General features: G+C 40.5%; 22 protein-coding genes. 19 read left to right on the top strand and 3 right to left on the bottom strand.

The window, feature by feature from the left end:
* The first annotated feature begins 198 nt into the window (after nt 1-198).
* The gene (locus tag ACEVFT_RS04590; RefSeq protein ID WP_393948361.1) at nt 199-951 is read left to right on the top strand and encodes an ABC transporter ATP-binding protein; all 753 of its coding nucleotides are present in this window, start codon (nt 199-201) and stop codon (nt 949-951) included.
* Nucleotides 948-3,467 (top strand): ABC transporter permease, encoded by a 2,520-nt coding sequence (locus tag ACEVFT_RS04585; protein ID WP_393948359.1) that lies wholly within the window; start codon nt 948-950, stop codon nt 3,465-3,467. The genes ACEVFT_RS04590 and ACEVFT_RS04585 overlap by 4 nt, the downstream gene beginning before the upstream one ends.
* A 730-nt stretch (nt 3,468-4,197) precedes the next feature.
* On the opposite strand, the gene ACEVFT_RS04580 is transcribed toward ACEVFT_RS04585, so the two are convergent.
* Entirely contained in the window at nt 4,198-6,372 is a 2,175-nt protein-coding gene (locus tag ACEVFT_RS04580) for a DNA topoisomerase III (protein WP_393948357.1), read from the bottom strand.
* 184 nt (nt 6,373-6,556) lie between these two features.
* Here ACEVFT_RS04580 and ACEVFT_RS04575 point away from each other — a divergent pair, with 184 nt between their 5' ends.
* On the top strand, nt 6,557-6,742 hold the full coding sequence (locus tag ACEVFT_RS04575) for a topoisomerase C-terminal repeat-containing protein (RefSeq protein ID WP_279381334.1): 186 nt from the start codon (nt 6,557-6,559) through the stop codon (nt 6,740-6,742).
* 138 nt (nt 6,743-6,880) lie between these two features.
* Complete coding sequence (locus tag ACEVFT_RS04570) at nt 6,881-7,726, top strand: nucleotidyltransferase (RefSeq protein ID WP_393948354.1); 846 nt, start codon at nt 6,881-6,883, stop codon at nt 7,724-7,726.
* 81 nt (nt 7,727-7,807) lie between these two features.
* Here the strand turns inward: ACEVFT_RS04570 and ACEVFT_RS04565 are convergent, their stop codons facing one another.
* Complete coding sequence (locus ACEVFT_RS04565; protein WP_393948353.1) at nt 7,808-8,419, bottom strand: TetR/AcrR family transcriptional regulator; 612 nt, start codon at nt 8,417-8,419, stop codon at nt 7,808-7,810.
* 202 nt (nt 8,420-8,621) lie between these two features.
* Here ACEVFT_RS04565 and ACEVFT_RS04560 point away from each other — a divergent pair, with 202 nt between their 5' ends.
* The 13 genes from ACEVFT_RS04560 (at nt 8,622) to ACEVFT_RS04500 (ending at nt 18,572) form a co-directional block, all read left to right on the top strand.
* Nucleotides 8,622-9,374: a glucose 1-dehydrogenase gene (locus ACEVFT_RS04560; RefSeq protein WP_393948350.1), complete on the top strand. Its 753-nt coding sequence runs from the start codon at nt 8,622-8,624 to the stop codon at nt 9,372-9,374.
* A gap of 519 nt (nt 9,375-9,893) precedes the next feature.
* Nucleotides 9,894-11,252 carry an aspartate kinase gene (locus ACEVFT_RS04555; RefSeq protein WP_342443371.1) on the top strand — a complete coding sequence of 453 codons (1,359 nt, stop codon included), beginning with the start codon at nt 9,894-9,896 and terminating at the stop codon, nt 11,250-11,252.
* A 104-nt stretch (nt 11,253-11,356) separates the two neighbouring features.
* Nucleotides 11,357-11,542, top strand: a complete 186-nt coding sequence (locus tag ACEVFT_RS04550; protein WP_016994978.1) for a hypothetical protein — start codon at nt 11,357-11,359, stop codon at nt 11,540-11,542.
* Nucleotides 11,543-11,746: 204 nt separating this feature from the next.
* Nucleotides 11,747-12,430, top strand: a complete 684-nt coding sequence (locus tag ACEVFT_RS04545) for an adenosylcobinamide amidohydrolase (RefSeq protein ID WP_342534471.1) — start codon at nt 11,747-11,749, stop codon at nt 12,428-12,430.
* Nucleotides 12,427-13,383, top strand: coding sequence for an adenosylcobinamide-phosphate synthase CbiB (gene cbiB, locus ACEVFT_RS04540; protein ID WP_393948347.1), 957 nt, complete (start codon nt 12,427-12,429; stop codon nt 13,381-13,383). Before ACEVFT_RS04545 ends, cbiB begins: the two co-directional genes overlap by 4 nt.
* Nucleotides 13,370-14,464 (top strand): pyridoxal phosphate-dependent aminotransferase, encoded by a 1,095-nt coding sequence (locus ACEVFT_RS04535; protein ID WP_393948345.1) that lies wholly within the window; start codon nt 13,370-13,372, stop codon nt 14,462-14,464. Before cbiB ends, ACEVFT_RS04535 begins: the two co-directional genes overlap by 14 nt.
* Complete coding sequence (locus tag ACEVFT_RS04530) at nt 14,461-15,069, top strand: histidine phosphatase family protein (protein WP_393948343.1); 609 nt, start codon at nt 14,461-14,463, stop codon at nt 15,067-15,069. The genes ACEVFT_RS04535 and ACEVFT_RS04530 overlap by 4 nt, the downstream gene beginning before the upstream one ends.
* A 12-nt stretch (nt 15,070-15,081) precedes the next feature.
* A complete protein-coding gene (locus ACEVFT_RS04525; RefSeq protein ID WP_393948341.1) occupies nt 15,082-15,657 on the top strand; it encodes a bifunctional adenosylcobinamide kinase/adenosylcobinamide-phosphate guanylyltransferase in 576 nt (191 codons plus the stop codon).
* Complete coding sequence (gene cobS / locus ACEVFT_RS04520; RefSeq protein WP_393948339.1) at nt 15,648-16,454, top strand: adenosylcobinamide-GDP ribazoletransferase; 807 nt, start codon at nt 15,648-15,650, stop codon at nt 16,452-16,454. The genes ACEVFT_RS04525 and cobS overlap by 10 nt, the downstream gene beginning before the upstream one ends.
* On the top strand, nt 16,427-17,023 hold the full coding sequence (locus tag ACEVFT_RS04515) for a histidine phosphatase family protein (RefSeq protein WP_393948337.1): 597 nt from the start codon (nt 16,427-16,429) through the stop codon (nt 17,021-17,023). Before cobS ends, ACEVFT_RS04515 begins: the two co-directional genes overlap by 28 nt.
* Entirely contained in the window at nt 16,975-17,367 is a 393-nt protein-coding gene (locus tag ACEVFT_RS04510) for a bifunctional adenosylcobinamide kinase/adenosylcobinamide-phosphate guanylyltransferase (protein ID WP_393948334.1), read from the top strand. The genes ACEVFT_RS04515 and ACEVFT_RS04510 overlap by 49 nt, the downstream gene beginning before the upstream one ends.
* A gap of 30 nt (nt 17,368-17,397) precedes the next feature.
* Entirely contained in the window at nt 17,398-17,892 is a 495-nt protein-coding gene (locus tag ACEVFT_RS04505; RefSeq protein WP_393948331.1) for an ECF transporter S component, read from the top strand.
* Nucleotides 17,893-17,900: 8 nt separating this feature from the next.
* Nucleotides 17,901-18,572 (top strand): hypothetical protein, encoded by a 672-nt coding sequence (locus ACEVFT_RS04500; RefSeq protein WP_393948330.1) that lies wholly within the window; start codon nt 17,901-17,903, stop codon nt 18,570-18,572.
* 945 nt (nt 18,573-19,517) lie between these two features.
* Here ACEVFT_RS04500 and ACEVFT_RS04495 read toward each other — a convergent pair.
* Nucleotides 19,518-19,826 carry a hypothetical protein gene (locus ACEVFT_RS04495; RefSeq protein WP_393948328.1) on the bottom strand — a complete coding sequence of 103 codons (309 nt, stop codon included), beginning with the start codon at nt 19,824-19,826 and terminating at the stop codon, nt 19,518-19,520.
* Between the two features lie 122 nt (nt 19,827-19,948).
* Between ACEVFT_RS04495 and ACEVFT_RS04490 the strand changes: the two genes are divergently transcribed.
* Together ACEVFT_RS04490 and ACEVFT_RS04485 are read left to right on the top strand one after the other, a co-directional pair.
* Nucleotides 19,949-21,682, top strand: coding sequence for an ABC transporter ATP-binding protein (locus tag ACEVFT_RS04490; RefSeq protein ID WP_393948326.1), 1,734 nt, complete (start codon nt 19,949-19,951; stop codon nt 21,680-21,682).
* The gene (locus tag ACEVFT_RS04485; RefSeq protein WP_342534481.1) at nt 21,679-23,490 is read left to right on the top strand and encodes an ABC transporter ATP-binding protein; all 1,812 of its coding nucleotides are present in this window, start codon (nt 21,679-21,681) and stop codon (nt 23,488-23,490) included. Before ACEVFT_RS04490 ends, ACEVFT_RS04485 begins: the two co-directional genes overlap by 4 nt.
* Nucleotides 23,491-23,531: the final 41 nt, after the last annotated feature.

The following is a 23,531-nucleotide window of genomic DNA, read 5'->3' as shown; positions in this document are numbered from 1 at the left end:
AAAAATGAAGGAAATTGCTTCCTTCATTTTTTTGTGGATTGTTATTTTTTTCAAATCATTGAAAGGGAATGTATAGGTATACCTAGTTATTGTTGTATAGAAGGATGATATTTCTTGATAAAGTCTTGATAATAGATAGATAGAAAATTGATTTACCTTGGCTATAATTCTTACAAGAATAAGAAGGAGGAGATAAAAATGTCTGTTCTTAGCGTGAGAGGACTCTCTAAGATATATGGTCAAGGTCAAAGTCAAGTAAAGGCATTAAATCATATTGAATTAGAAATTGAAAAAGGCGAATTTGTCGCAATAATGGGGACAAGTGGTTCTGGAAAATCGACCCTTTTAAATATGATATCTGGGCTAGATACTTATGATCAAGGAGAAGTTCTGATAAGTGGTGAAAATATAAAGGGGTATTCAGACCACGAATTGACTCGTTTACGTAGAGAAAAAATAGGATTTATTTTTCAATTATTTAATTTAATTCCTGTATTGTCCGTTATAGACAATGTTACCCTCCCAGCAATGCTAACTATAAAGAATAAGAAAGAATTAGAAGAAAAAGCGATTGACTTGTTGCATTTGGTTGGTCTAGGTTCTTTTATACAATCTAAACCTACTGTATTATCTGGCGGTCAACAACAAAGAGTAGCGATAGTGAGAGCACTTATAAATGACCCGGAATTAATTCTAGCAGATGAACCTACTGGTAGCCTTGATTCGAAAACCTCTAAAGCCATGATGAGTATTCTACGTAACTTCTGTGAGGAATTGGGACATACGTTAATTGTAGTAACACATGATGCAAATGTAGCTGCTTATGCTAATAGAGTTATTTTCATGCATGATGGTAAAATCTGCGATACGTTAAATTTAAAAAACTCAAGCTTGAAGGATAATGAAGTAGTTAGGATCATTGCCTCTAAGATTGAGGAACTAAGCTTATGAGATTATTTATTAAAGCAGCTATTAAATCATTATTCAACCATAAGGCCAGAAACGCATTCTTAGTTTTAGGTATTTCGCTAGGCGTTGCTCTAATTGTAATTGTGCAAATATTATTAGCTAGTTTACAAGAATCAAATGAACAGACAATCAAAGATTTACATGGCGATTTTGACCTAGTAGTTGGCTATCAAGATAGTCATAAGTCACTTAATAAATCAGAGATTGATATGATAGAGACGATAGAAGGAGTGGAGAAAATAAGTCCCTTCCTATACCCATACTTAAACAAAGAAGAAGAGTATGATATGTGGAGCGAACCAACTTACATTGGTTTTAACGATGATGAGCTGGCTTATGAATATCCATTTGTATCAATAAAATCTGGTAATTTCCCTAAAGCAGAAGAAGCTTTAATTTCTCCCGCATACGCTAAATTAAATAATTTGCAAATTGGCTCCACGATAGAAATGAATTTTCCACCACAAGGGAAAAGAGAGGTTACGGTATCGGGAATTAGTGAAGAGCATGAAGGCTTAACGAATATGGTCATTCTCGACTTTCATTGGCTTCAAGAAGTTACTTTAAACGATGGAATAACAACCGCATTGATTATTAAGTTAAATGATATTGAAAAGAAATCGGATGTTGTTCAAGAATTGAGAGAGCTTAACCATGATTTTTTTATTGATAATCGATTAAAGATTGATAATGAACGTAATAATATGGGAGGGCTTGGACCATTTGTTAAAGGGCTTAATATTGCCATTTACCTAATAAGCGCATTGATACTTATTAGCACAATGAGTATGTCCATTCAAGAAAAACAAAAGGAACTTGCAACGCTACGCCTATTAGGTTTTGAGAAAAAACACATTATGTTTTTAGTTTTAATTGAAACGATGATAGTAGGATCAGTTTCTTTAGCAGTGGGAATCCTTCTTGGTATTCTAATTCCTCTTCTTACATTTGATGTATTTTTAGGACTAATGAATATTCCAAATGCCGGTATTGTACTACCCTACCATGATGTATTATTTAGTTTGGGGATTTTTACAGTAGTCATTTTTTTATCTTCACTCATTCCTGGCTATATAGGAAGTCTTTCTCCACCAATTGTTGTTTATAGAGGTGTGAAAACCACTCAAGGTATTACTAAAAGGTATTTCATGATTAGTTTGTTGTATGCAGTATTTATAACTATATTATTTGCTCTTAATCAATGGCATTGGCAATCAAGGTTTATATATGTTATTAACGCAGTTTCGTTTATAGCGTTAATATTTGTTACGATCCCTCTAATGTTTGTGTTATTTGAGAAAGGAATAAGTCTGTTAGATCGAAAATTAAAGGTTAGAGCAGAAGGCTTATTAGCTACGAAAAATTTATTAAGGCAATTAGGCAGAAATGTGCAAATCTCTATTATTTTCACTTTAGGGGTTATTATCTCTATTATAGGAATGGTGGTATTAACAAGTGTCAAAGCGAACACAACTGAAACAATCATGGATACTTACCCAAATGATTTAAAATTAGTGTCTGTGGGATCAGAAATAGAAGAGGGATTTCCATTTTCATTCTATGACCTTGTCAGTGAGAGCCCTAATATAGAGGCGCATTTTTACACAAATGTAAAGCTGTTTGATACGATGAATCTCCCTTCAAAAGAAGGCGAAGTGATACTAGCTCTTAGTGGGACTGATTTACAATACAGCTTAGATAAAAATGAAGTTAAGATAAAGGATGGTATTCATCTAGAGGAAGAATTGAGTCCTAACGGCGTTATGATAACAGAGTCTACTTCAAAGAAATTAGGATATCATTTAGGCGATGTAATAGAGGCTGATATGTCTGAAAATATGGATGAAGTGGATAAGAAAGAATTTATTGTAGAAGGTATTATAACCAATTCAGAGCATATGAGTGACGACTACAAAGTATTCACTACTAAAAAAAATATGGAAGATATGTTTCAGATTCATACTCTTCATAGCGTAGAGATGAATATAACATCAGATATAGATAAACAAGAAACAATGGAAGAAGTTCAATCACTGATCCAACAACCGCAGTATGCTAATACTATTTTATATAATAGGGCAGAAGAATTGAATGACCTAGAAGAACAATTGTTGCAGCGCTTTTTCATTTTATTTCTAGCAGTAGGATTAATTATTATGTTTACCATCATCGGGTTAATGAATAGTATAGCCAGTAGTATTAAGGAAAGAATCCAAGAATTAAGTATGCTACGTGTACTTGGTTATACGAAGAAAAGATTATTTGCGTTATTATTGCTTGAAGGAGCCCTTTTAACGGGAACAGTTGGAATATTTGCAGTAGGTTTATCCATGATTTCCACATACTGTTTGCTTCAAAGTTTAAATGCTACAACATTTCGGTTAATGCCCTCACTACTGGGAGGTATAATTGTTCTTTCTCCATTAGTAGGTGTGGCGGCAGTTTTATTTCCTACTCTGTGGGCAACCAGGCAAGATCTAATGAAGGGATTACGCTAGAAAGTATAGCTTTTAAATATTTTTTATACCAGTCTAAATTCAAGAAAAATAAGAAAAGTGGAGGATGACTATACCTCCACTTACTTGGACTTGATGATTCCATCAGCAACACTCTCCATAATAATAAGGTCTCACCATTTCATTCTGCTATCAACATGGTTCAATCGTACACATGGTTTATACTTAAACGGAGTTTGGAATTTAGTTCTAATCTGTCAGGATAGTAAAAGAGGAGAAGTTAATGGGAAGTTTGCTTGACTACCTGAAAACCAACTTTTACAACGATTGTATAAGCATAATGAGTATCTAATCGAAAGTAATCATCTGCTAAAAGAAATGATAATTATGCGAACAAGAATAATCCGCAACAAAGAGCAAATTAACGACAGGGGCACGGTTCCTATATTTAGGTAGGTGACATCAAACCTGTTGTACTCACATGAATTGAAGTTACTTACGAAACTACATGATTAATATTATTGTGATGGTAAATATGTCCCCTAAGAAAATAGGAAACCAAAGGGACTAAAATATTTTTGTTGGAGTAAAACCGCTATTCAGCTTTTGTTATTTTGTGTGAAGGTAATGAACCTATAAACGTATCATAAATTTTGATATTTATAGCACTTTCAATATTAACAGTAAGTGACCACATTCTAACAGGTGAAGTAACATCATCTGTTAGAACGCCAAACTACATTCATCGATATGTTGAAAGTAGAATTGTTAGTTATTGTGGGAATTTAAAATTAATCTTACGTTCTTTTTTATCCCAAATAAGGTGGGCATTAAAAGTTTTTTCGCCTTTTTTAAATCCTTTTATCAAGTCTGTTTCACCAGTTGCCAAGAGTTTTTTCATATTCGATTGTGAAATAGTTTTTCTTAAAAGTTTCTTTGAAACCGAAAATTTACAATTAGCTGTTTTATAATTTGAACACCCGTAAAAAGTGCCATGATCTATGATTGACCCTTCGCAAAGGATACATTTTCCAACAACTGTTTTTTCTTTTTTATATTTTTTGTTATACGGATTATTTGCAGTGATTTTATCTACTACATTTTGATTAAATGCCCATTCCTTTTCACGCTTGTTAGCATCTGAAATCAATTTGTCAGCAAGCTTTTTTATTTGTTCCATAAATGCTTTAGGAGAAGCGTTGCCGTCACCTATTTCAGATAGTCGTTGCTCCCATTTGGCTGTCATGGAAGGGGACGTTAAGATACTTTCACCCAGTGCCTCAATTAGTAACATACCTTTAGTCGTTGCAAAGACTTGGTTTTTCTTAACTTCGATATAGTTTCGATCTTTTAATGTACCAATAATTCCAGCGCGTGTAGCTTCAGTACCTAATCCTTCCGTTTTCGATAAGACCTTTTCTAATTCTACATCTTCCAAATGTTTACCAGCTGTTTTCATTACGGTAATCAAATTACCTTCAGAAAAACGATTTGGTGGTTGGGTTTCACCTTTCTTTACGTTCGCTTTCGCAACGATACCTTGCTCATTTTCATGTAATGGGGGGAGCAGTTCATCTTTGTCTGTAGGTGAGTTATCTTTAGAATGATAAATAACCTTACGCCAACCTTCTTCCATTAGCACTTTGCCCTTAGAGATAAATTCTGCACGTTTATCGACAAGGGAATGAATCGTTGTGTAAGAAAATATGGCATTGTTGTAATGTGCTGCAATGACTTGTCTTGCAACTAAATCATAAATCTTTTCTTCTTCTGTACTTAGCTTTACTACGTCTGGTATTTGCTCTGTAATAATAATTGCATGGTGATCGGTTACTTTTTTGTCATTCACATATCTTTTATTATTCATAATTGTACTTGTCGGTGGCGGAAGAAGACCTTTATATTTATCAATTTTACTTAAATGCTCTAGTATCTTTGGTAGTGTTTTTGCTTCTTCATTCGTTAAAAATTGTGAATCAGATCTTGGATAGGAAACTAGGCCCTTTAAATAAAGTTTTTGCAAAATATCCAGTGTATTTTGTGGTGAGAATTTATAGGCCTTGTTTGCTGTAGCTTGTAATGCGGATAAGTTGAATAACAATGGAGGAGCGTATTCCTTTGTTTCTCTTTTAATACTATTAATTTCTACATTTTTATTGATACAGAAATTAGCAATCGCAATAGCTTGTCTTTCCTCTTGAACCCTTGAAATGTTATCTTTATGCCATTTTGCTTTTAACATTTTTCCATCAAAATTAAACTCTGTTTCCACTTCCCAAAATGGTTCTGATTTAAAATTCGCAATTTCATGTTCTCTCTTTACTATTAGTGCAAGTGTAGGTGTTTGTACACGACCAATTGAAAATACATCTTTCACGCCATTTCGTTTAAGGAGTACCGTGTATAATCTGGATGTGTTGATGCCAATTAGCCAGTCTGCACATGAACGACTTAGTGCTTCAAAATAAATATCGCGTGTTTTCTCTTCTGGTAGTAAATTTGCAAAACCGTTTTTTACAGCGTTTTCTGTTAAAGATGATATCCATAGACGTTTCATCGGTTTATGAACACCGCATACTCTTAAAATGGTGCGGATAATCAATTCACCTTCACGCCCAGCATCACCACCAATAATGATTTCTTGAATGTCTGGTCTTTTTACTAAACTTTTAATCACATTAAATTGTTTATACTTTGACTTAGTCACTTTATATTCAAATCGATCTGGAATAATCGGTAATCTTTCTAATGTCCATTTTTTCCATGTAGGATTATATTCTTCAGGGGCTTTCAGTTCACATAGATGTCCAATCGCCCATGTTATTAGTGCTCCACCTGGAAAGTATGTGTTTGGCTTCACTTCAAAATAACCAGATTTTTTTGTGAAAGAAAAGGGGGCAGCTAATTTTGCAGCTTGGTCTGGTTTTTCTGCAATTACTATTTTCATATACTCTTCTCCTATTAATAATAATTACAACTTCTTGTATTATAATTATAAATGAAATTTCAATATTACGGTTATTTTAATATTGTGTCCATCTTTTACTAGAAAATCTAGTTATGTTGACTAATAATTTGGACTTTTATACATATTAATTAGGTCCAAAATAATTAAGTCCATTTTTATGTAGATAACGTACCGATTCACAGCTTATTACACATTAGGAAAAAAACTAACGGAAAAAAACATTCATGATTTATGTAAGAGTGGGAAAACAGCTGTGATGAAAGGGTTTAAATCAAAGAATGGCAAACAATTTAATGCGGCACTCCGTTTGGTAGAAGGAAAGATTGAATTTGAGTTTAATGAAAAGTAAAAGCGGATATTTTAGCTGGAAGTATCGTTTTTGAAGATTATCTCCATTCAAAGGACTTCCAACATGCTATCCTATTTTTATGCGATAGTTAGCTATTTAAGCGAATAAATCACCTGAAATTACAAAAGGAGTAATGTGATGACGACTATTAAAGAAATTGGAAGCTTATGTATTACGGATAGTGATGGATACATTATAAATCATGCAGATTGGCATAAAATCAACCCTATTTTTCTGCCTGTCATCAACGATGTGGTTCATACGTATCGCACCCTTCTTCAAGATGACCTACATAGCATATACATAAGGGGATCGATTCCAAAAGGTATAGGTATTGAAGGAGTGGCTGACTTAGACACAATAGCGATTACGAAGCAAAACCCTAATAAACAGCAGTTGAAGCGGATAAAAGAAGTAGAACAAGCATTAACTCGGAACCATCCTTGTGTAGATGGGATTGAGCTAAGTGTGTTCTGCAAAGAAGCGATTTTCAATACGGCATCTTTTTCAATCATTAGTTTCATCCTCAAAACCCATAGTATATGTGTGTTTGGAGAGGATGTAATACCTCAATTACCAAGATATAAAGCGAACGAAGCTTTAGCGAATGACCACCTTATTCATTTACAGGGGCAAATTAAAAATGCCTGTGATGACCTTCAAGATAATTCGGATAGTGAGGATATAAAGGATTGTTGCAAGTGGATTATGAAAATTATAGTAAGAGCAGGACTTGCACTTGTCATAACGAAGGAAAACGCCTATACAAGGGATTTATACCCCGCTTATAAACGGTTTTCGAAATATTTCCCTAACAAGGAAAGCGACATGAGAAGGGCACTTGAATATGCGATAACACCCACAACAGATACAAACGTATTGTTATTGTTTTTAAATGAATTTGGCGCGTGGATGGTTAGTGAAGCTGATAAATGGTTACAATTCTATAACCCTACAAGAGAATTAAACATGAAAATCGTATAACTTCCGAGACAAATGGAAAAAGGTAATCACCTATGCGTTGTGATTACCTTTTGTTGTTAAATGAAAATTTGGTGTTCTGCTTTACCTTTCAAAAGGGTTGTCAATATAAGGGCCTTTAATGGTAATACGCATTAACTGGGTCGCCATGAATTTTGGGGTATAGGGCATATCATTTTCTAGCCACCAGACAATTACTTCAAGAAAGGCAGCCGCATAAAAACGGACGGCCATTTCGCGGGGCACGGTCAGCTTTTGATCGTCAGGCTCCATACTTTGAATGCCACTTGAGATAAAATTGATAATAATGTCTTTAAGGCCATCAGAGAAGTAAGGGATATTTTTTTCCGTGAGATAGACCTTGTATAGCTTACTATTCAGCGCTATTTGTTCAAATAAATGCATAAATGTCTCGTGAGGTTGGTCATAATTCTTTAATAAATCAAAGTCCTTCTTCTCTTCAAAGGTTGGATGGATACTACTTACAAGCTCATGTAAGGTTTCTTCTGAGCTTTGATAAAGAAGGTCTAGTTTATCACGGTAATGTAAATAAAAAGTGGCACGGTTTAATGTAGCCCGTTGTGTAATATCTTGTACCGTAATTTTTTCATAGCCTTGTTCATCAATTAATTCCACTAGTGCATCTCTTAATAACTGGCGCGTTCTGATGACGCGAGGGTCCATTTTTTTCGACATTTTTAAGCTCCTTGTATTAAATTTTCTATTTTAACAACAGATCGATGGCAAGTGTTGTGAAAGCGTCATAATGAGCTTCTATGTTGTTTGCCCTTTTCCAATAGCGAGTTATAATTATATTAACGACACTGTGTCGATAATACAACTAGTTGTTAACGTGTTCACGAATTGTTCATTTATATAGAAGGAAGGAAGTTTTATAATGGGTCGTTTAAATGGGAAAGTAGCAATTATTACAGGGGCAGCAATGGGAATGGGTGCTTCGGAAGCAAAACTATTTGCACAAGAAGGAGCAAAGGTGATTGCAACAGATGTACAAATCGAGCCATTGAATAATTTAGTAAAAGAAATTAAAGAAAATGGTGGAGACATTATTGGTCTTCAACATAATGTTACTTCTGAGGATGAGTGGAAAGCGGTGATTGCGGAGGCTGTAAAGGCATATGGCAAAGTGGATATTCTTGTCAACAATGCAGGTGTTTCATCACCAAAAACGATTGCCAACATGGAAATGACTGAATGGAATAAAATCATGGACATTAACCTGAATGGCTGTATCATTGGCATGAAATATGTGATTCCTGAAATGCAAAAAGCTGGCGGCGGTTCAATTATCAATATTTCTTCCATCGGTGGGATTGTAGGAATGGCTGGTACAAGCGCTTATACAGCAGCAAAAGGTGCGCTTCGTGTCCTTTCTAAATCGGCTGCGATTGAATACGGCAAAGATAAAATTCGCGTGAATTCTGTTCACCCAGGCATTATCGTAACACCAATGACAGCGCCTACGATGGAAGAGGGCGGCGCATTGCCATACTATCAAGCTTACACACAACTACCGTACTTCGGTGAACCTGAGGATGTAGCATATGGCGTAGCTTTCCTCGCATCAGACGAATCTCGCTTCATGACAGGCGCAGAGCTTGTAATCGATGGCGGCTGGACAGCCATTTAATCGAATAGCAACAACAAAACTAGGCTTCACTCGACGTGAGCCTAGTTTTTTATATGGATGAGGGTGAATACCCGTGAATTGAGTGAAGATACACGCGGTGGAGACGTGAATACCCGCGATTGACCGTTAAATCCTCGATAACGAGCGAGAAACCTCATAAATAAAAGAAAAATCCCTGCTGAAGGAATCCTTGATACATACAAAATAGCACAGACATAGTGGATATTTGTGCATATCATAAATGGAGTAAGCGTTTTCTTCATTATATAGAAGAAAGTCAAAAACAGAAAATTTCACGATTATGTGAATGTCACGAAAAAAAATTCACAAAAACCTTAACTATTTCATGTGAAATCCGTATAATAAATCAAACAGTACGAAAATTGTCCATATTTCTCGATAAATTGCGTGAATTTTTTAAATTGTATTGACGTAGGAAACGATAATTTGTACACTGTGTACAGTCAATTGTTTTGTGGAGGAATACAATTAATTTGAAAAAGTTAGGATTTGATAGATATGATCGTGTGTAAATTTGGTGGAACATCTGTAGCAAGTGCAGAACAAATACAAAAAGTAGCAAACATTGTAAAATCTAATCCGGCACGTAAGATTGTTGCCGTTTCAGCACCAGGGAAACGTTCTGGTGACGATATAAAAGTAACAGACCTATTAATACAATTAGCAAATGCAGCGTTACAACAAGAGAATACAGAGGAAAAATTGCAAACTGTTGTGGATCGTTTTAGAGCGATTGCAGATGGTTTGGGGCTTGATGATGCCATTTGTGACGTGATCGCAGAAGATTTACGTGAACGTGTACAAGGTGACAAAACAAATGTGGAATTATTCATCGATAGTATTAAAGCAGCAGGTGAAGATAATAACGCCAAGCTTATTGCCGCTTACTTTAATGCCATTGGTATGCCCGCACGCTATGTCAGTCCTAAAGAAGGTTTAGTGGTCAATGATTTACCAGAAAGAACCTTTGCATTACCTGAAGCGTATGCTAATTTAGCCCCTTTAAAAGACACAAAAGAAATTATTGTGTTCCCAGGGTTCTTCGGTTACACTAAAGCGGGCGTATTGCGAACATTTGACCGCGGTGGCTCTGATATTACAGGCTCCATTTTAGCAGCAGCCGTTGAAGCGGAGCTTTATGAAAACTTTACGGATGTGGATTGTGTGTTCTCCGCGAATCCGAAGGTTGTCAATGATCCAGTGGAAATTAAAGAAATTACGTATCGCGAAATGCGCGAATTATCATATGCAGGCTTTTCAGTGTTCCATGATGAAGCGTTAATGCCTGTCTACAAGATTGGGGTGCCCGTTAACATAAAAAATACAAATAATCCAACAGCCCCAGGTACACGTATTGTACCAAGCCGTCCTGCAACAGGTCGTCCAGTTACAGGTATTTCGGCAGACAGTGGCTTTTCAACTTTATATGTCTCTAAATATTTGATGAATCGTGAGGTAGGCTTTGGACGTAAGCTCCTCCAAATTTTAGAAGATGAAAATATTTCTTATGAACACACACCATCTGGTTTAGACGATATTTCTGTCATCATGCGTTCGAATCAACTAACACCAGAAAATGAAGCACGTATTATTAGTCGTGTGAAAGAAGAGCTACATGCAGAGTATGTAGAAATGCGTCACGGTTTTTCTATGATCGTGATTGTGGGCGAAGGGATGCGTCATAACACAGGATTAGCTGCCCGTGCTGCCACAGCCATTTCAAAAACTGGCGCAAACATTGAAATGATCAATCAAGGTTCTTCTGAAGTGAGCCTCGTGTTTGGGGTCCTTCAGGATTATGAAAACCGCATTTTACAAGCGTTATATGAAGAGTTTTTTGCCCATGCAAAAGCATAATGACACAATCATCACTAATCCAAGTGTTTCTTGCTTGGATTAGTGTTTTCTTTTTGCTGAGAATACGGTAAAATCGAGGGCGTACATAGTTGGGAGGGTTTTTCGTGAAGAATTTAACAATTGGTATGCTTTTTTCAATTATCGGGATACTTTTTGTCTGTTTAACGATTATGGATATTTTACCATCATCGACAAAAACAATGAAAATTGTTTACATAGGCATTGGATGGGTCTTTATTATTATCGGCTCCGTGATCCGCTTTAAGAATCTCAAACAAAAACAGCAATAACACTTTGAAAATGGAATTGTGACAATAGCCAAAGTTATGATACAATTTCAAAGAAAATAAATAATTTGAGTATTATGAAGTTGTTATTCTGTACAAATGTTCAGAAGGTTCAAATTTTAATAAAGAATCGACCGTACAAATTCTTCTTTGTAAGAATTTGTTTTTTTATGTTCCGTGACAACTTTATCGCGAGGAGGCGATTGATTGCCTATACTTACTAAGGATTGCATTCATATTTTTGACGATTATGTTGCCCTTCAAACGGCTTCACCCATGAAGGTTGTATCCTCAGCCATGCATAACCCAGGCTTTGGTCATTATACGCATCTCATGAATCGAACGGTGCCCATTACCTATGATGAACGACAACCTCATCAGGAATTACAGCGATTTTTGCAGGCACAGCACTTTCCACATGACAATACAGTGGCCATGATGACGGCTGTCCAAGCCAAGTTTGCGACCATTCGTGACTTTACATATGAGGGAATCCACCTTGTCATTATGATTACCGCAGGGCTTGGCAATGCGGTGGATATTACTCGTGCTTTTCATCGGGAGGAGCAGTACCATGCAGGCACCATCAATACATGGGTGCTGATCAATGGCAAGCTGTCTGATGAAGCACTATTTCAGGCGATGATTTCAACAACGGAAGCTAAGGTGAAGGCGTTAGTGGATGAAGGTATTACAGACCCAACGACAGGCACACAAGCTACAGGTACATCTACCGATAGCTTGCTCATTGCCTCGACAGAAGAAGGGGACTACCATCAATATGCAGGTCCCATCACCATGCTTGGCAAGGTCATTGGCTATGGCGTTTATGAAACGATGTGTGAGGCGGTTAGAAAATATAAAAAAGATAAAGAGGAGCGGTCTAAATGATAGCTATCGTGATTGCCTGTATCATAGGGCTTATTTTTGATTTAGTAGTAGGGGACCCTCCAAAGCTTCCTCACCCTGTACGCTGGATTGGACACTTGATTCAATCGCAAACAGCTTTATGGAATAAGGGCAAATGGCGCAAACTACGCGGAACAGTGATGGCACTTGCTGTTGTTGGCACGACCATGTTTGTGGTGACACTGATTTTACTGCTAAGCTATCAGGTGAGTATTATTTTTGGCATCTTAGTAGAAGGACTTCTGATTGGCGTTGGACTGGCACAGCGTAGCTTGAAGGAGGCGGCGATGGCTGTCTATGAACCCCTTGTCAAAGGAGATTTTGCCGAAGCCCGTGTTAAGCTGTCATGGATTGTCGGACGTGATACAGATAAACTGGGTGAGGACGAAATTGTGCGTGGCGTGGTAGAAACAGTTTCTGAGAATACAAGTGATGGGGTGACAGCTCCACTCTTTTATGCCTTTTTATTTGGAGCCATTGGATTATGGGGCTATAAGGCTGTCAATACATTGGATTCGATGGTTGGCTATAAAAATGAGCAATACAAAGACTTTGGTATGTTTTCAGCCAAGCTGGATGATGTACTGAATTTTATTCCAAGTCGTATCACAGGCTTACTGATCGTGCTGGGTACGAAAAATGAAACAGATCGTTCGCTTGGCAAGCGTTTAAAGTGTTGGGCACAGGACGCGAAGAAGCATCCAAGTCCAAACAGTGGCTATTTAGAGGCAGCGACGGCTGTGCAGCTTGGTGTACAACTGGGTGGGAAAAATACGTATCAGGGCGTTGTCTCTCATCGAGCGATTATGGGCGAAAAATTAGTTCCATTAACGAAGGAGCATATTGCAACGTCCATTATTCATATGCGTATTGCCACAATTCTCTTTACGCTTGTTATGCTAGCAGTGGAGGTGTTAATTTATGCAGTTACCTAATCACGGAGCAAATCCGCACAATGTATATCAGCAATTAGGCTTAACGATGCCAGAGGTGGTGTATGATTTCAGCGAAAATGTCAATGCGGCAGGGCCACCATCCTTTGTGGAGGCACGTTGGCGCACATTTTATCCGCTGATTCAACGCTATCCCGATCCAGATGGGGAGCCTTTTTTAACGAAGGTCGCTGCTTTTCATCAAGTAGCGAAGAATACGATTTTACTAGGCAATGGGGCTTCCGAGCTTTTTAGTGTGCTAGCAAGACGCTATGCCAATAAGCGTGTCATCATTGTGCATCCGACTTTTTCAGAATATGAGCGAACATTGTGTGCTGCAGGTGCTACTATCGTTCCCATTGTCGTGACGGATTTTATCGATTACACATTGCCATTAGAGCAGCTAAAACAGGAAATGGTGAAGGCAGATGCTGTTTATCTTTGTACACCTAATAATCCGACTGGTGTCCTGCCGAAAAAGGAAGATTTACTTGCCTTAATAGCACACGGCGCAGCTGTTCACTGTGAGCTTGTTATCGATGAAGCCTTTATGGATTGGGTAGATGAGGCGCATTCGCTGATTCAGTTTAGTGCACAAAACCCGCATGTTATTGTCGTTCGTTCGATGACTAAAATGTATGCGATTCCAGGTTTACGACTTGGCTATTTGGTCGCACATGCTTCTATAGTGAGCGCCTTAAAGGACATGCTGCCACATTGGAATTTAAACGCCTTTGCCCTTGTCATTGGGGCAAGCTGTTTAGATGAACAGCGCTATTGTCAGCAGGCAATTAGCTATGCGACAGCGCAAAGAGAATGGCTGCATCGTTATTTACAAGAAAACGGCTGCCAAGTAACCAACAGTGTCACGAATTATGTGTGCTTCTCATTACCAAAAACACAGCAAGCGGACGCCTTTTTCACCTACTGCTTAGCACAGGGTGTTGTCCTGCGTCATACGAAAAATTTTCAAGGTTTACAGGGTGAATGGTTCCGTATTGGTATAAAAGATATGGCGGCCATGACTTCTTTACATAATTGTCTACAAGCTTGGTTTAATGCAAATAAGGGGAGAGAAAAGTGACAACTTTTTATCTAGTAAGACATGGGGAAACACAATGGAATCAGGAGCATCGACTACAGGGATGGCTGGACTCTTCATTAACGGAAAATGGTAGAGCAGCGGCTGAAAAACTTCACAAGCAACTGCAACAGATTCCTTTTACCGCTGCTTATTGTAGTTCAAGTGGTCGTGCAAGAGAGACGATGGACATTTTGACGACTGAGCGCAAGCTGCCTATTGCCTATGAAGATGATTTACGGGAGATCTATTTAGGGAAATGGCAGGGGCAGACAATCGAGGACATACTGGCGACACATAAGCTTGATTATGAGCTATATACGAACTACCCTGCACAGTTTGTGGCAAGCCATACAGAAAGCTTTGGAGCTGTGACAGAAAGAGCGATGTTTACCTTAAAAAAAATAGCAGCACAACATCAGAATGAAACAATTCTCATTGTCTCCCACGCCGTAACGATAAAATGCATCATCAACGCTATTTTACAGCGTAGCATCAGTGAGCTGTGGGCGGCCCCATACATTCATGGGACAAGTGTCACCGTGATTGAACGGCAAGGTCAACAATGGCTTGTGAAGGATATTGGCAATCTACATCATTTACAATAGGAGGTGTCCCACATGCCACTCATTTTTATTACAGGTGGTGTTCGAAGTGGTAAATCCCATTTTGCTGAGCAAACAGCGCTTCAGCATTACGAGGCGCAGTCGAGTACAGCGAAACGCTTGCTCTATTTGGCTTCTGGCATTGCCTTAGATAGTGAAATGGAAAAAAGAATCTTACGTCATCAGGCAGATCGCCAGGCACAGCCTGTTCAATGGCTGACAGTGGAGGCTCCCTATGCGATTTCTGACGTATTTGAGACACTCCAGGATGGAGATGTGGTGCTGTGGGATTGTGTTACAACTTGGCTGACCAATGCTTTTTACGAAGGCTATGACAAGGGGACACCCTGTTTACAGCAGCCTGGTTGTTTAGCTAATAAGCTGCAGGTCGTCAAGCAGGCTATCCAGTCACTACTGAAGAAGGACGTGACTTTTTTTGTTGTATCCAATGAACTGTTTGATGAGCCACCTTATACTAGTGATGAGGTAGAATTATATCGACGAACGCTCGGACAATTCCATCAATGGTTCGTTGCAATGGCACAGGAGGCCTATGAAATGAACTATGGCATTGTGAAGAGATGGAAATAATCAAGAAGGAAGGCAAGACGATGAAAAATTTTTGGCATAGCCTGCTACTGGCATTTCAATTTTTTACGGTTTTGCCAGTACATAAAGAGCTACCATTAACAAGATCCACCATCACAGGCATGTTCGCTTGCTTACCATGGATAGGCGCTTTGATGGGGACGACGGTGGCAGCCGTGCTCTATAGTCTTATGCAGTGGACAGCAAGCAGTGAAGTCATGCTAGCTTTTATTGTGATAGGGCTATTTGCCTTATGGACAGGTGGTTTGCATTTGGATGGCTTTATTGATATGGGCGATGCTTATTTTTCCTATCGAGACCGAGAGAAACGATTGGAGATTTTAGATGACCCTCGTGTGGGAGCGTTCGGGGTATTGTCTGTGGTGTTTTTATTAATGGGGAAGTTTGTTATTCTCCATGAGCTTTTTGTGCAGCAGAAGTTCGCCTTGTGGATGGTGCTATTCGTTCCTTTTTTAACAAGGGTCGGCATGAGCTTTTATTTCATGTCACTCCATTGCTCGAAGGAAAAAGGTCTTGCCTATTTTTTAAAGTCTCATATAAACGCTAATCGATTGAAAGTTATCATGCTGTTATCGCTTGTATTGGCGATGGGGGTTGTTTTCACCTTCACCCAGTTCTCTTTACTGCCCCTTGTATTAGTCATCGTTTTAGCCATTGCGCTTTTTATTTTTCGACAATTTACGTTGCGCAATTTTGGCGGGGTATCAGGCGATTTACTGGGTGCATCAATTGAAGGGATGGAGGTTGTGCTATGGGTGACATTGTTACTGTGTGCTTAATGCGGCATGCGCCAACAAAAGAGAATCTTGAAAAACGTTATCTAGGTTGGACCGACGCACCATTAGCCGATCCACCGAAGCTTGCTGTGATAGATACTAATGTCAAAAAGGTATATGGCAGCGATCTACAACGCTGTCGACAAACGGCAGCTCATTATTTTCCCAATGCTAGCTATCAGGCGGAGGCACGCCTTCGGGAGACGAATTTTGGTGCTTTCGAAGGAAAAACCTATGAGGAATTAAAAATGAATGCTCAATATCGGGCGTGGATAGATGATCCAAACCACACGCCCCCACCACAGGGAGAGGCATTCGACGACTTTGTGGCACGTGTTGTAGATGGATTTCACTATCTACCGAAAAATGAGGATAGCTATTATTTAGTGGTTCATGGCGGAGTCATTCGTGCCTTACTTGTTGCGTTCGCGCCAACAGAACAGCCCTTTTGGTCCTATCAGGTGCCACATGACAAACAATTTGTTTTAACATTTACTAAAAAGGCTTGGGAGGAGGGAGCACGATGCATGTCTTTATCGGAGGTGCCTATAACGGCAAAACCGACTATGTGAGACGCTTGTATGAACAGCAACAGGTGGACATGATGGATGGCGAACTACCTGAGGTGGCACCAGCCTGTGATGTCCTTGTCCTGAAGAACTTAGAAAAATGGCTTGTGACACAAAACTTGGAGGAAGATGAACAAATCGTACAAAAGGTGCTAGTCACATTACAAGAGCTTGAACAGCATTGTACACTCGCGCTTATTGTGACGGATATGGGGCGTGGGGTTGTGCCAATGGAAAAACAAGCCCGACAGCTACGAGATACATGTGGTCGTCTATACCAAGCTTTGTTCAAGGAAGCAGAGCAGGTTGTACGGATTTGGTATGGAATGGCTGAGCAATTAAAATAAAGTAGAATTCAACCGAAAAGAGGGAAAGGTATGGAACGACAAAAATTAAGGAAATGGATTTTGACGGCCATGGTAGCGGCCATCTGTGCAGTGGGAGCAATGATTAAGGTACCAACATTTATTTCAACGGCTGCATTGGATTCGGCTCCTGCCTTTTTAGGGGTTGTCTTCCTATCCCCAATCTTAGCAGGGGTTGCTGGATTGATCGGCCATTTTATTACGGCATTAACGTCTGGTTTCCCCCTAGGACCATTACATATTATTATTGCGGTAGAAATGTGGATTGTCGTATGGGTCTTCGGCTTGATGCATAAAAAAGGCATGCACTTTTGGAAATGGCCAGTTGCCTTAGTATTAAACGGTGTTGTAGCGCCACTACCGTTTTATTTTATGATTAGTCCAGCATTTTTCTGGGGTGCTTTAGGGAGTATTTTAATGGCAACGGTGATCAATTTAATTATTGTTGCGGTAGTAATGCCCGTCCTATCAAAGGTTTTTGTGCGTAAGGCAGGTCGTGTACAGTGAGAAATGCGATGAAAGTAGGGGCATTCATTGCGACCATGGATAATGCCGCAGCCATTGGCCAAAAACCACAAGATGTTGTGTCGGCACCTGACCAATTAACAGCCTACATGACAGCCCGTGTGACCTTTTTAGAACAGCTTGCTGCACAGGCACTACCTGTCCAAGTTCTACTTGCGAATTTTTCTGGAGATGCCGCATGGTCACGCTATGAAAAAGGCATACAGCAAGTCTTTGCAGAGGCAGGTGTTACATGCCCAACGATTGCAGGGAGTACGGAATCCAATATGTCCACATTGCAGTCAGGCTTAGCTGTTACGATGCTTGGAGAAATCCAGCAGCGTCGAGTATTTGACCATGAACAGCTTAGCTGGTACACCTATGGCCTGCCGCTTGTTGGCGAAGAAGTGTTGGCACAGCCTGAAGATGTGGCACAGTTGCTGCCGATTTTTCAGGCATGGCAGACGGAAATTGTTCAGCAAGTATGGCCTGTCGGATCAAAGGGGCTACAAGGAGAATTTGCCCGTCTGTTTGGAGAGCAACGAGTTGAAAGCTCCCTTGATGGTACAAAATCAGCAGGACCCTGTACGGTCATTTTGCTAGGCATCGATCCTGCTCATGAGCAGCAGGCGCAAAAACTCTTCCTGCGAAACTTTGAGAAACTACGCATTTCTGTAAAGTGATAAGGCTTGTTTTGAGCAAATGAGCCTTTCTTGGAACATGGCCAGATAATCCGGAGCAAGGGTTATTTTAAGTCGATAGTATTCTTGCTCTGGAGGTGTGTTGCTCATTAGACGGGTGACTTTGAATCTAAAGTAGCTGGTGGTCGCTTGTCAAAGGAGTGACCCCGCTCTGAAATGTGAGGAAGCTGCTCATAAGGAGGGAAGACCCGCTCTAAAATGTGAGGGAGCCGCTCTTAAGAAGGGAGAGCCCGCTCTGGAATGAGAGGAAGTCGCTCATAATGAGGGAAAACTTGCTCCAAAGTGAGAGGAAGCCGCTCTTAAGAAGGGAGAACCCGCTCCAAAAAGTGAGGGAACCGCTCATAAGGAGAGTGACCCCGCTCTAAAGTGAGTGGGGGCCGCTCCTAAGAAGAGAAAACCCGCTCTGAAATGAGAGGAAGTCGCTCATAAGGAGGGAAACCCCGCTCCAAAGTGAGAGGAAGCTGCTCCTAAGGAGGGAGAGCCCGCTAGTAAGTGTGGGGAAGCTGCTTCTAAGGAGAGTGACCCGCTCTAAAGTGGGTGGAGGCCGCTCCAAAGTGAGAGGAAGCCGCTCCTAAGGAGAGTAACCCCGCTCTAAAGTGAGAGGAGGCCGCTCCAAAAAAGTGAAAACCCGCTCCAAAGTGAGAGGAAGCCGCTCCAAAGTGAGAGGAAGCCGCTCCAAAGTGAGAGGAAGCCGCTCCTAAGAAGGGAGAACCCGCTCCAAAGTGAGAGGAAACCGCTCATAAGGAGGGAAAACCCGCTCCAAAGTGAGAGGAAGCCGCTCCTAAAAAGTGAAAACCCGCTCCAAAGTGAGAGGAAGCTGCTCCTAAGAAGAGAAAATCCGCTCCAAAGTGAGAGGAAGCTGCTCATAAGGAGGGAGAGCCCGCTCCAAAGTGAGAGGAAGCTGCTCCTAAGAAGGGAAAACCCGCTCTAAAGTGAGAGGAAGTCGCTCCTAAGGAGAGTGACCCCGCTCCAAAGTGAGAGGAAGCCGCTCCTAAGAAGGGAAAACCCGCTCCAAAATGTGAGGAAGCCGCTCCTAAGAAGGTAAACCCCGCTCCAAAATGTGAGGAAGCTGCTCATAATGAGGGAAGACCCGCTCCAAAGTAAATGAAAGCCGCTCCAAAGTATGAGGAAGCCGCTCCTAAGAAAGGTAAACCCGCTCCAAAATGTGAGAACCCCGCTCAATAAAAGAGTCACCCCCTCCAAAAGCCGCTTATAAATTAGAACTTTCCTCCTCATGAATCTCCCCCAACCAATCCAGTCCAGAATATTACGAGACCCGAAAAATTATTTGCCAAATGGGAATGATTTTCAGTTATAATGAGGAACGAATGGGATTTAAATAGAACGGAGACGAATGTATGCAGGCAGTTAAACAGTTAGGGCAGTATTTGGGGCCTTATAAATTTTTCACTTTGATTGCACCGCTTTTGATGGTGCTGGAGGTGACGATGGATTTAATTCAGCCGACCATTATGCAACATATGATTGATACGGGGATTGCCAATGGGGATAATCGCTATGTATTGAATATGTTTGTGTGGATGCTTGGCAGTGCAGTGCTCGGACTGATCGGTGGGGTTGGTTGTTCGTATTATAGTTCGAAGGCAGCGATTCATTTTGCGTCGGATGTTCGGCAGGCTCTTTATGAGAAGATGATGACGTACTCGGCTAAGGAGCGAGATGCGTTTACGACGGGGAAGCTGATTACGATTTTAACGAGTGATGTGGAAAGTATTCAGCGTGCCTTTATGATGACGCTGCGTATTTTTGTGCGTGGGCCGTTGCTCTTTATTGGCGCAGTGATTATTGTGTTTGTCACAGCACGTGAGCTGTTTTCTATACTTCTGATTATCGTGCCCTTATTGATTATTGCGATGTATTTTTTCACGAAGTATTCGGGCGTCCTATATCGTCGTGTTCAGGAGGCCATTGATGCCGTCAATACGAAGCTACAGGAAAATTTGGCGGGTATTCGTGTCGTCAAAGCCTTTCGTCGTGAGACACAGCAGGTGGCACAGTTTGGCGAATTAAATGAGGCGTTGACAAAACGTTTCATTACAGCTGAGCAAATTGTCGGCGTGCTTGTGCCCTTTACGATGTTTGTTGTCAATCTAGGGATTGTAGCGGCGCTTTGGCTAGGAGCTATTAAGGTAGAGGTGGGGACGTTGCAAGTTGGTGTCATTCTTGCGTTTATTAATTACTTAACGATTATTTTAAATGGACTAATGTCCTCTAGTATGGTGTTGATGCAAATTGCGCGGGCCTTGCCTTCGGGAGAACGCATTGTGGACGTGTTAAATAAAGACATTGCTGTCAAGGAAGCGGAACATGCGCTGACAGATCCAATAAAAGGAGCCATTGACTTTGATCAGGTGAGCTATCGTTACTATGAGACAGCTGAGGATGTTCTCAAAAAGATTTCATTTTCTGTGAAGCCAGGGCAAACGGTTGGCATTATTGGGAAAACAGGAAGTGGTAAATCGACGCTTGTGAAGCTATTACCTCGCTTATTTGATCCTACTGGTGGGGAAATCCGTATAGACGGCAAACCGCTACAATCGTATGCGCTCGCAACCTTACGTGCGCATATTGGTTTTACCTCACAAAAAGCGTTATTGTTCTCTGGGCCGATTGAAAAAAATATTCGACTCGGCAAGGATGATGCGACAGCCGAGGACATGCAGCAGGCATTAGAGGCGGCATGTGCCCGTGAATTTGTGGAGCGGCTTGATAAGGGCTTAGCACATGAATTGTCACAGGGTGCAACGAATCTATCTGGTGGGCAAAAACAGCGGCTTGCTTTAAGTCGTGCGTTTATTCGAAAGCCTGCCATTTTAGTGATGGATGATACAACGTCAGCGCTCGATAGTGCGTCGGAACAACATGTGCAGCAGGCCATTGCCACACATTATCAAGACACAACGACCTTCATCGTAGCGTCGAAAATTGCCTCTATTCAGCAGGCAGATGTTATTTTGGTACTAGAGGATGGCGACATTGTTGGGCAAGGAACCCATCAGCAGCTTCTACAATCAAATGCGCATTACCAAGCAATTTACGCGTCACAGCAAAAGGCTGGTGAACAAGGATGAGTCAAAGTCAACCAAAGCAAATGAATTTTGGACGTGGACCGCGTATGGGAGGACCAGCTGAGAAGGCGAAAAATCAAAGGGAGACATTGTCACGTGTATGGCATTATGTCAAGCAGCAAAAAGTAGGGCTGTTTTTCTCTATCTTTTTTGTCATCGCTTCGACCTTTTTAAGTCTTGCAGGGCCCTATATGATTGGGCATATTATTGATGATTATATTATGAAAAAGGATATCGACGGAACGATTCGTTTAGGCATCCTGTTGGCCGTTATTTTTACGGTAGCCTCTATTCTGACATGGCTGCAAACCTATGTCATGATTCATGTGGCAATGAAAACCATTCGGACATTGCGTCTCGAATTATTTCAAAAACTTCAAACGCTGACATTACGCTTCTTTGATCAGCGTGCACTTGGGGATTTAATGAGTCGTGTGACCAATGATATCGATAATTTAAATACCGCACTCGCACAAAGTGTTACGCAAATTGTGTCGTCCATTTTAACTGTCGTTGGTGTCAGCATCGCGATGTTTACATTAAGCTGGCAATTAGCGATTGTGACTTTGATTATTATTCCGCTGATCGTTTTCACAACCAAGCAAATCATTCAACGCAGCAGTAAAAATTATGCAGCACGACAACGAGATCTTGGGAAGCTGAACGGCTATATTGAGGAAATGATTACAGGAGCGGAGGTACTTACGCTGTTTGGCAAGGAGCAGCAAACGATTGATACGTTCCATCAGCAAAACGAAAATCTACGAAACTCCGCCCAACGAGCAGAAATTACCTCGGGCTTACTAGGACCGATTAATAACTTTATGAATAACTTAGGCCTTGCTGTCGTCATCGGAACGGGTGCTCTTTTAGCAGTAAAGAGTATTGTTACGGTTGGGATTATTGCCGCCTTTGTGACCTATACACGGCAATTTTTCCGTCCGCTTAATCAGCTATCCAATCTATTAAACACCTTCCAATCTGCTATTGCTGGGGCAGAGCGTGTTTTTGAAATACTAGATGAACCTTCAGAGGTGGCAGATCAACCGGATGCCATCAAGGTGGCAACGCTCAAAGGGGATGTTGTTTTCAAGCAAGTGTCATTTAGCTATGAGCCAAACAAGCCTGTGTTAAAAAACATTGACTTCCATGCCAAGGCAGGAGAGACCATTGCTCTTGTTGGCCCAACAGGCTCAGGCAAAACGACGATTATCAATTTACTAACACGTTTTTATGACGTCGATCAAGGTGAAATTTTGATTGATGGGCATCATATCGAACATTATCAAATGGCGACGATTCGTCAAAGAGTCGGCGTGGTATTACAGGACACGTATTTGTTCTCTGGTACCATTCGTGAAAATATTCGCTTTGGGAAGCTAGATGCGACAGATGAAGAGGTTGTGGAAGCGGCAAAAATTGCGAATGCGCATCATTTTATTAAATATTTACCAGCTCAATACGATTCACTCGTGCAGGCAGGAGGAGCCAATTTAAGTCAGGGGCAGCGTCAGCTTATTGCGATTGCCCGTGCCATTTTAGAGAATGCTGATATTTTAATTTTGGATGAAGCCACATCAAGTGTGGATACGCAAACAGAGGTCGATATTCAAAAAGGCTTACAGCATTTAATGCAGGGACGCACAAGCTTTGTTATTGCCCATCGTCTGAAAACAATCGAGAATGCCGATCAAATCCTCGTGATTCAGCAGGGAGAAATTGTTGAGCAGGGTAATCATCAAGAGCTGATGCAGCAGCAGGGCATTTATCGTCATCTTCAACAAAAACTATTGTTAGAGCAGGTAGAATAGGGAATAATAAAGATACATCTTCCAGAAGGCGAGGGATTGAC

Source organism: Lysinibacillus sp. PWR01, from assembly GCF_043359455.1.
In the GTDB taxonomy this organism is placed as follows: Bacteria; Bacillota; Bacilli; order Bacillales_A; family Planococcaceae; genus Lysinibacillus; species Lysinibacillus fusiformis_F.
This window is presented reverse-complemented; position numbering and strand designations above follow the sequence as displayed.

Excerpts from the sequence above, each read along its gene's own strand:
- ACEVFT_RS04525 (WP_393948341.1), top strand. The coding sequence starts at position 15,082 with ATGCCACTCATTTTTATTACAGGTGGTGTTCGAAGTGGTAAATCCCAT.
- cbiB (WP_393948347.1), top strand. The coding sequence starts at position 12,427 with ATGATAGCTATCGTGATTGCCTGTATCATAGGGCTTATTTTTGATTTA.
- ACEVFT_RS04490 (WP_393948326.1), top strand. The coding sequence starts at position 19,949 with ATGCAGGCAGTTAAACAGTTAGGGCAGTATTTGGGGCCTTATAAATTT.
- ACEVFT_RS04500 (WP_393948330.1), top strand. The coding sequence starts at position 17,901 with ATGAAAGTAGGGGCATTCATTGCGACCATGGATAATGCCGCAGCCATT.
- ACEVFT_RS04560 (WP_393948350.1), top strand. The coding sequence starts at position 8,622 with ATGGGTCGTTTAAATGGGAAAGTAGCAATTATTACAGGGGCAGCAATG.
- ACEVFT_RS04590 (WP_393948361.1), top strand. The coding sequence starts at position 199 with ATGTCTGTTCTTAGCGTGAGAGGACTCTCTAAGATATATGGTCAAGGT.
- cobS (WP_393948339.1), top strand. The coding sequence starts at position 15,648 with ATGGAAATAATCAAGAAGGAAGGCAAGACGATGAAAAATTTTTGGCAT.
- ACEVFT_RS04555 (WP_342443371.1), top strand. The coding sequence starts at position 9,894 with ATGATCGTGTGTAAATTTGGTGGAACATCTGTAGCAAGTGCAGAACAA.
- ACEVFT_RS04515 (WP_393948337.1), top strand. The coding sequence starts at position 16,427 with ATGGGTGACATTGTTACTGTGTGCTTAATGCGGCATGCGCCAACAAAA.
- ACEVFT_RS04570 (WP_393948354.1), top strand. The coding sequence starts at position 6,881 with ATGACGACTATTAAAGAAATTGGAAGCTTATGTATTACGGATAGTGAT.
- ACEVFT_RS04580 (WP_393948357.1), bottom strand. The coding sequence starts at position 6,372 with ATGAAAATAGTAATTGCAGAAAAACCAGACCAAGCTGCAAAATTAGCT.
- ACEVFT_RS04505 (WP_393948331.1), top strand. The coding sequence starts at position 17,398 with ATGGAACGACAAAAATTAAGGAAATGGATTTTGACGGCCATGGTAGCG.
- ACEVFT_RS04585 (WP_393948359.1), top strand. The coding sequence starts at position 948 with ATGAGATTATTTATTAAAGCAGCTATTAAATCATTATTCAACCATAAG.
- ACEVFT_RS04485 (WP_342534481.1), top strand. The coding sequence starts at position 21,679 with ATGAGTCAAAGTCAACCAAAGCAAATGAATTTTGGACGTGGACCGCGT.
- ACEVFT_RS04535 (WP_393948345.1), top strand. The coding sequence starts at position 13,370 with ATGCAGTTACCTAATCACGGAGCAAATCCGCACAATGTATATCAGCAA.
- ACEVFT_RS04565 (WP_393948353.1), bottom strand. The coding sequence starts at position 8,419 with ATGTCGAAAAAAATGGACCCTCGCGTCATCAGAACGCGCCAGTTATTA.
- ACEVFT_RS04510 (WP_393948334.1), top strand. The coding sequence starts at position 16,975 with ATGCATGTCTTTATCGGAGGTGCCTATAACGGCAAAACCGACTATGTG.
- ACEVFT_RS04495 (WP_393948328.1), bottom strand. The coding sequence starts at position 19,826 with ATGAGGAGGAAAGTTCTAATTTATAAGCGGCTTTTGGAGGGGGTGACT.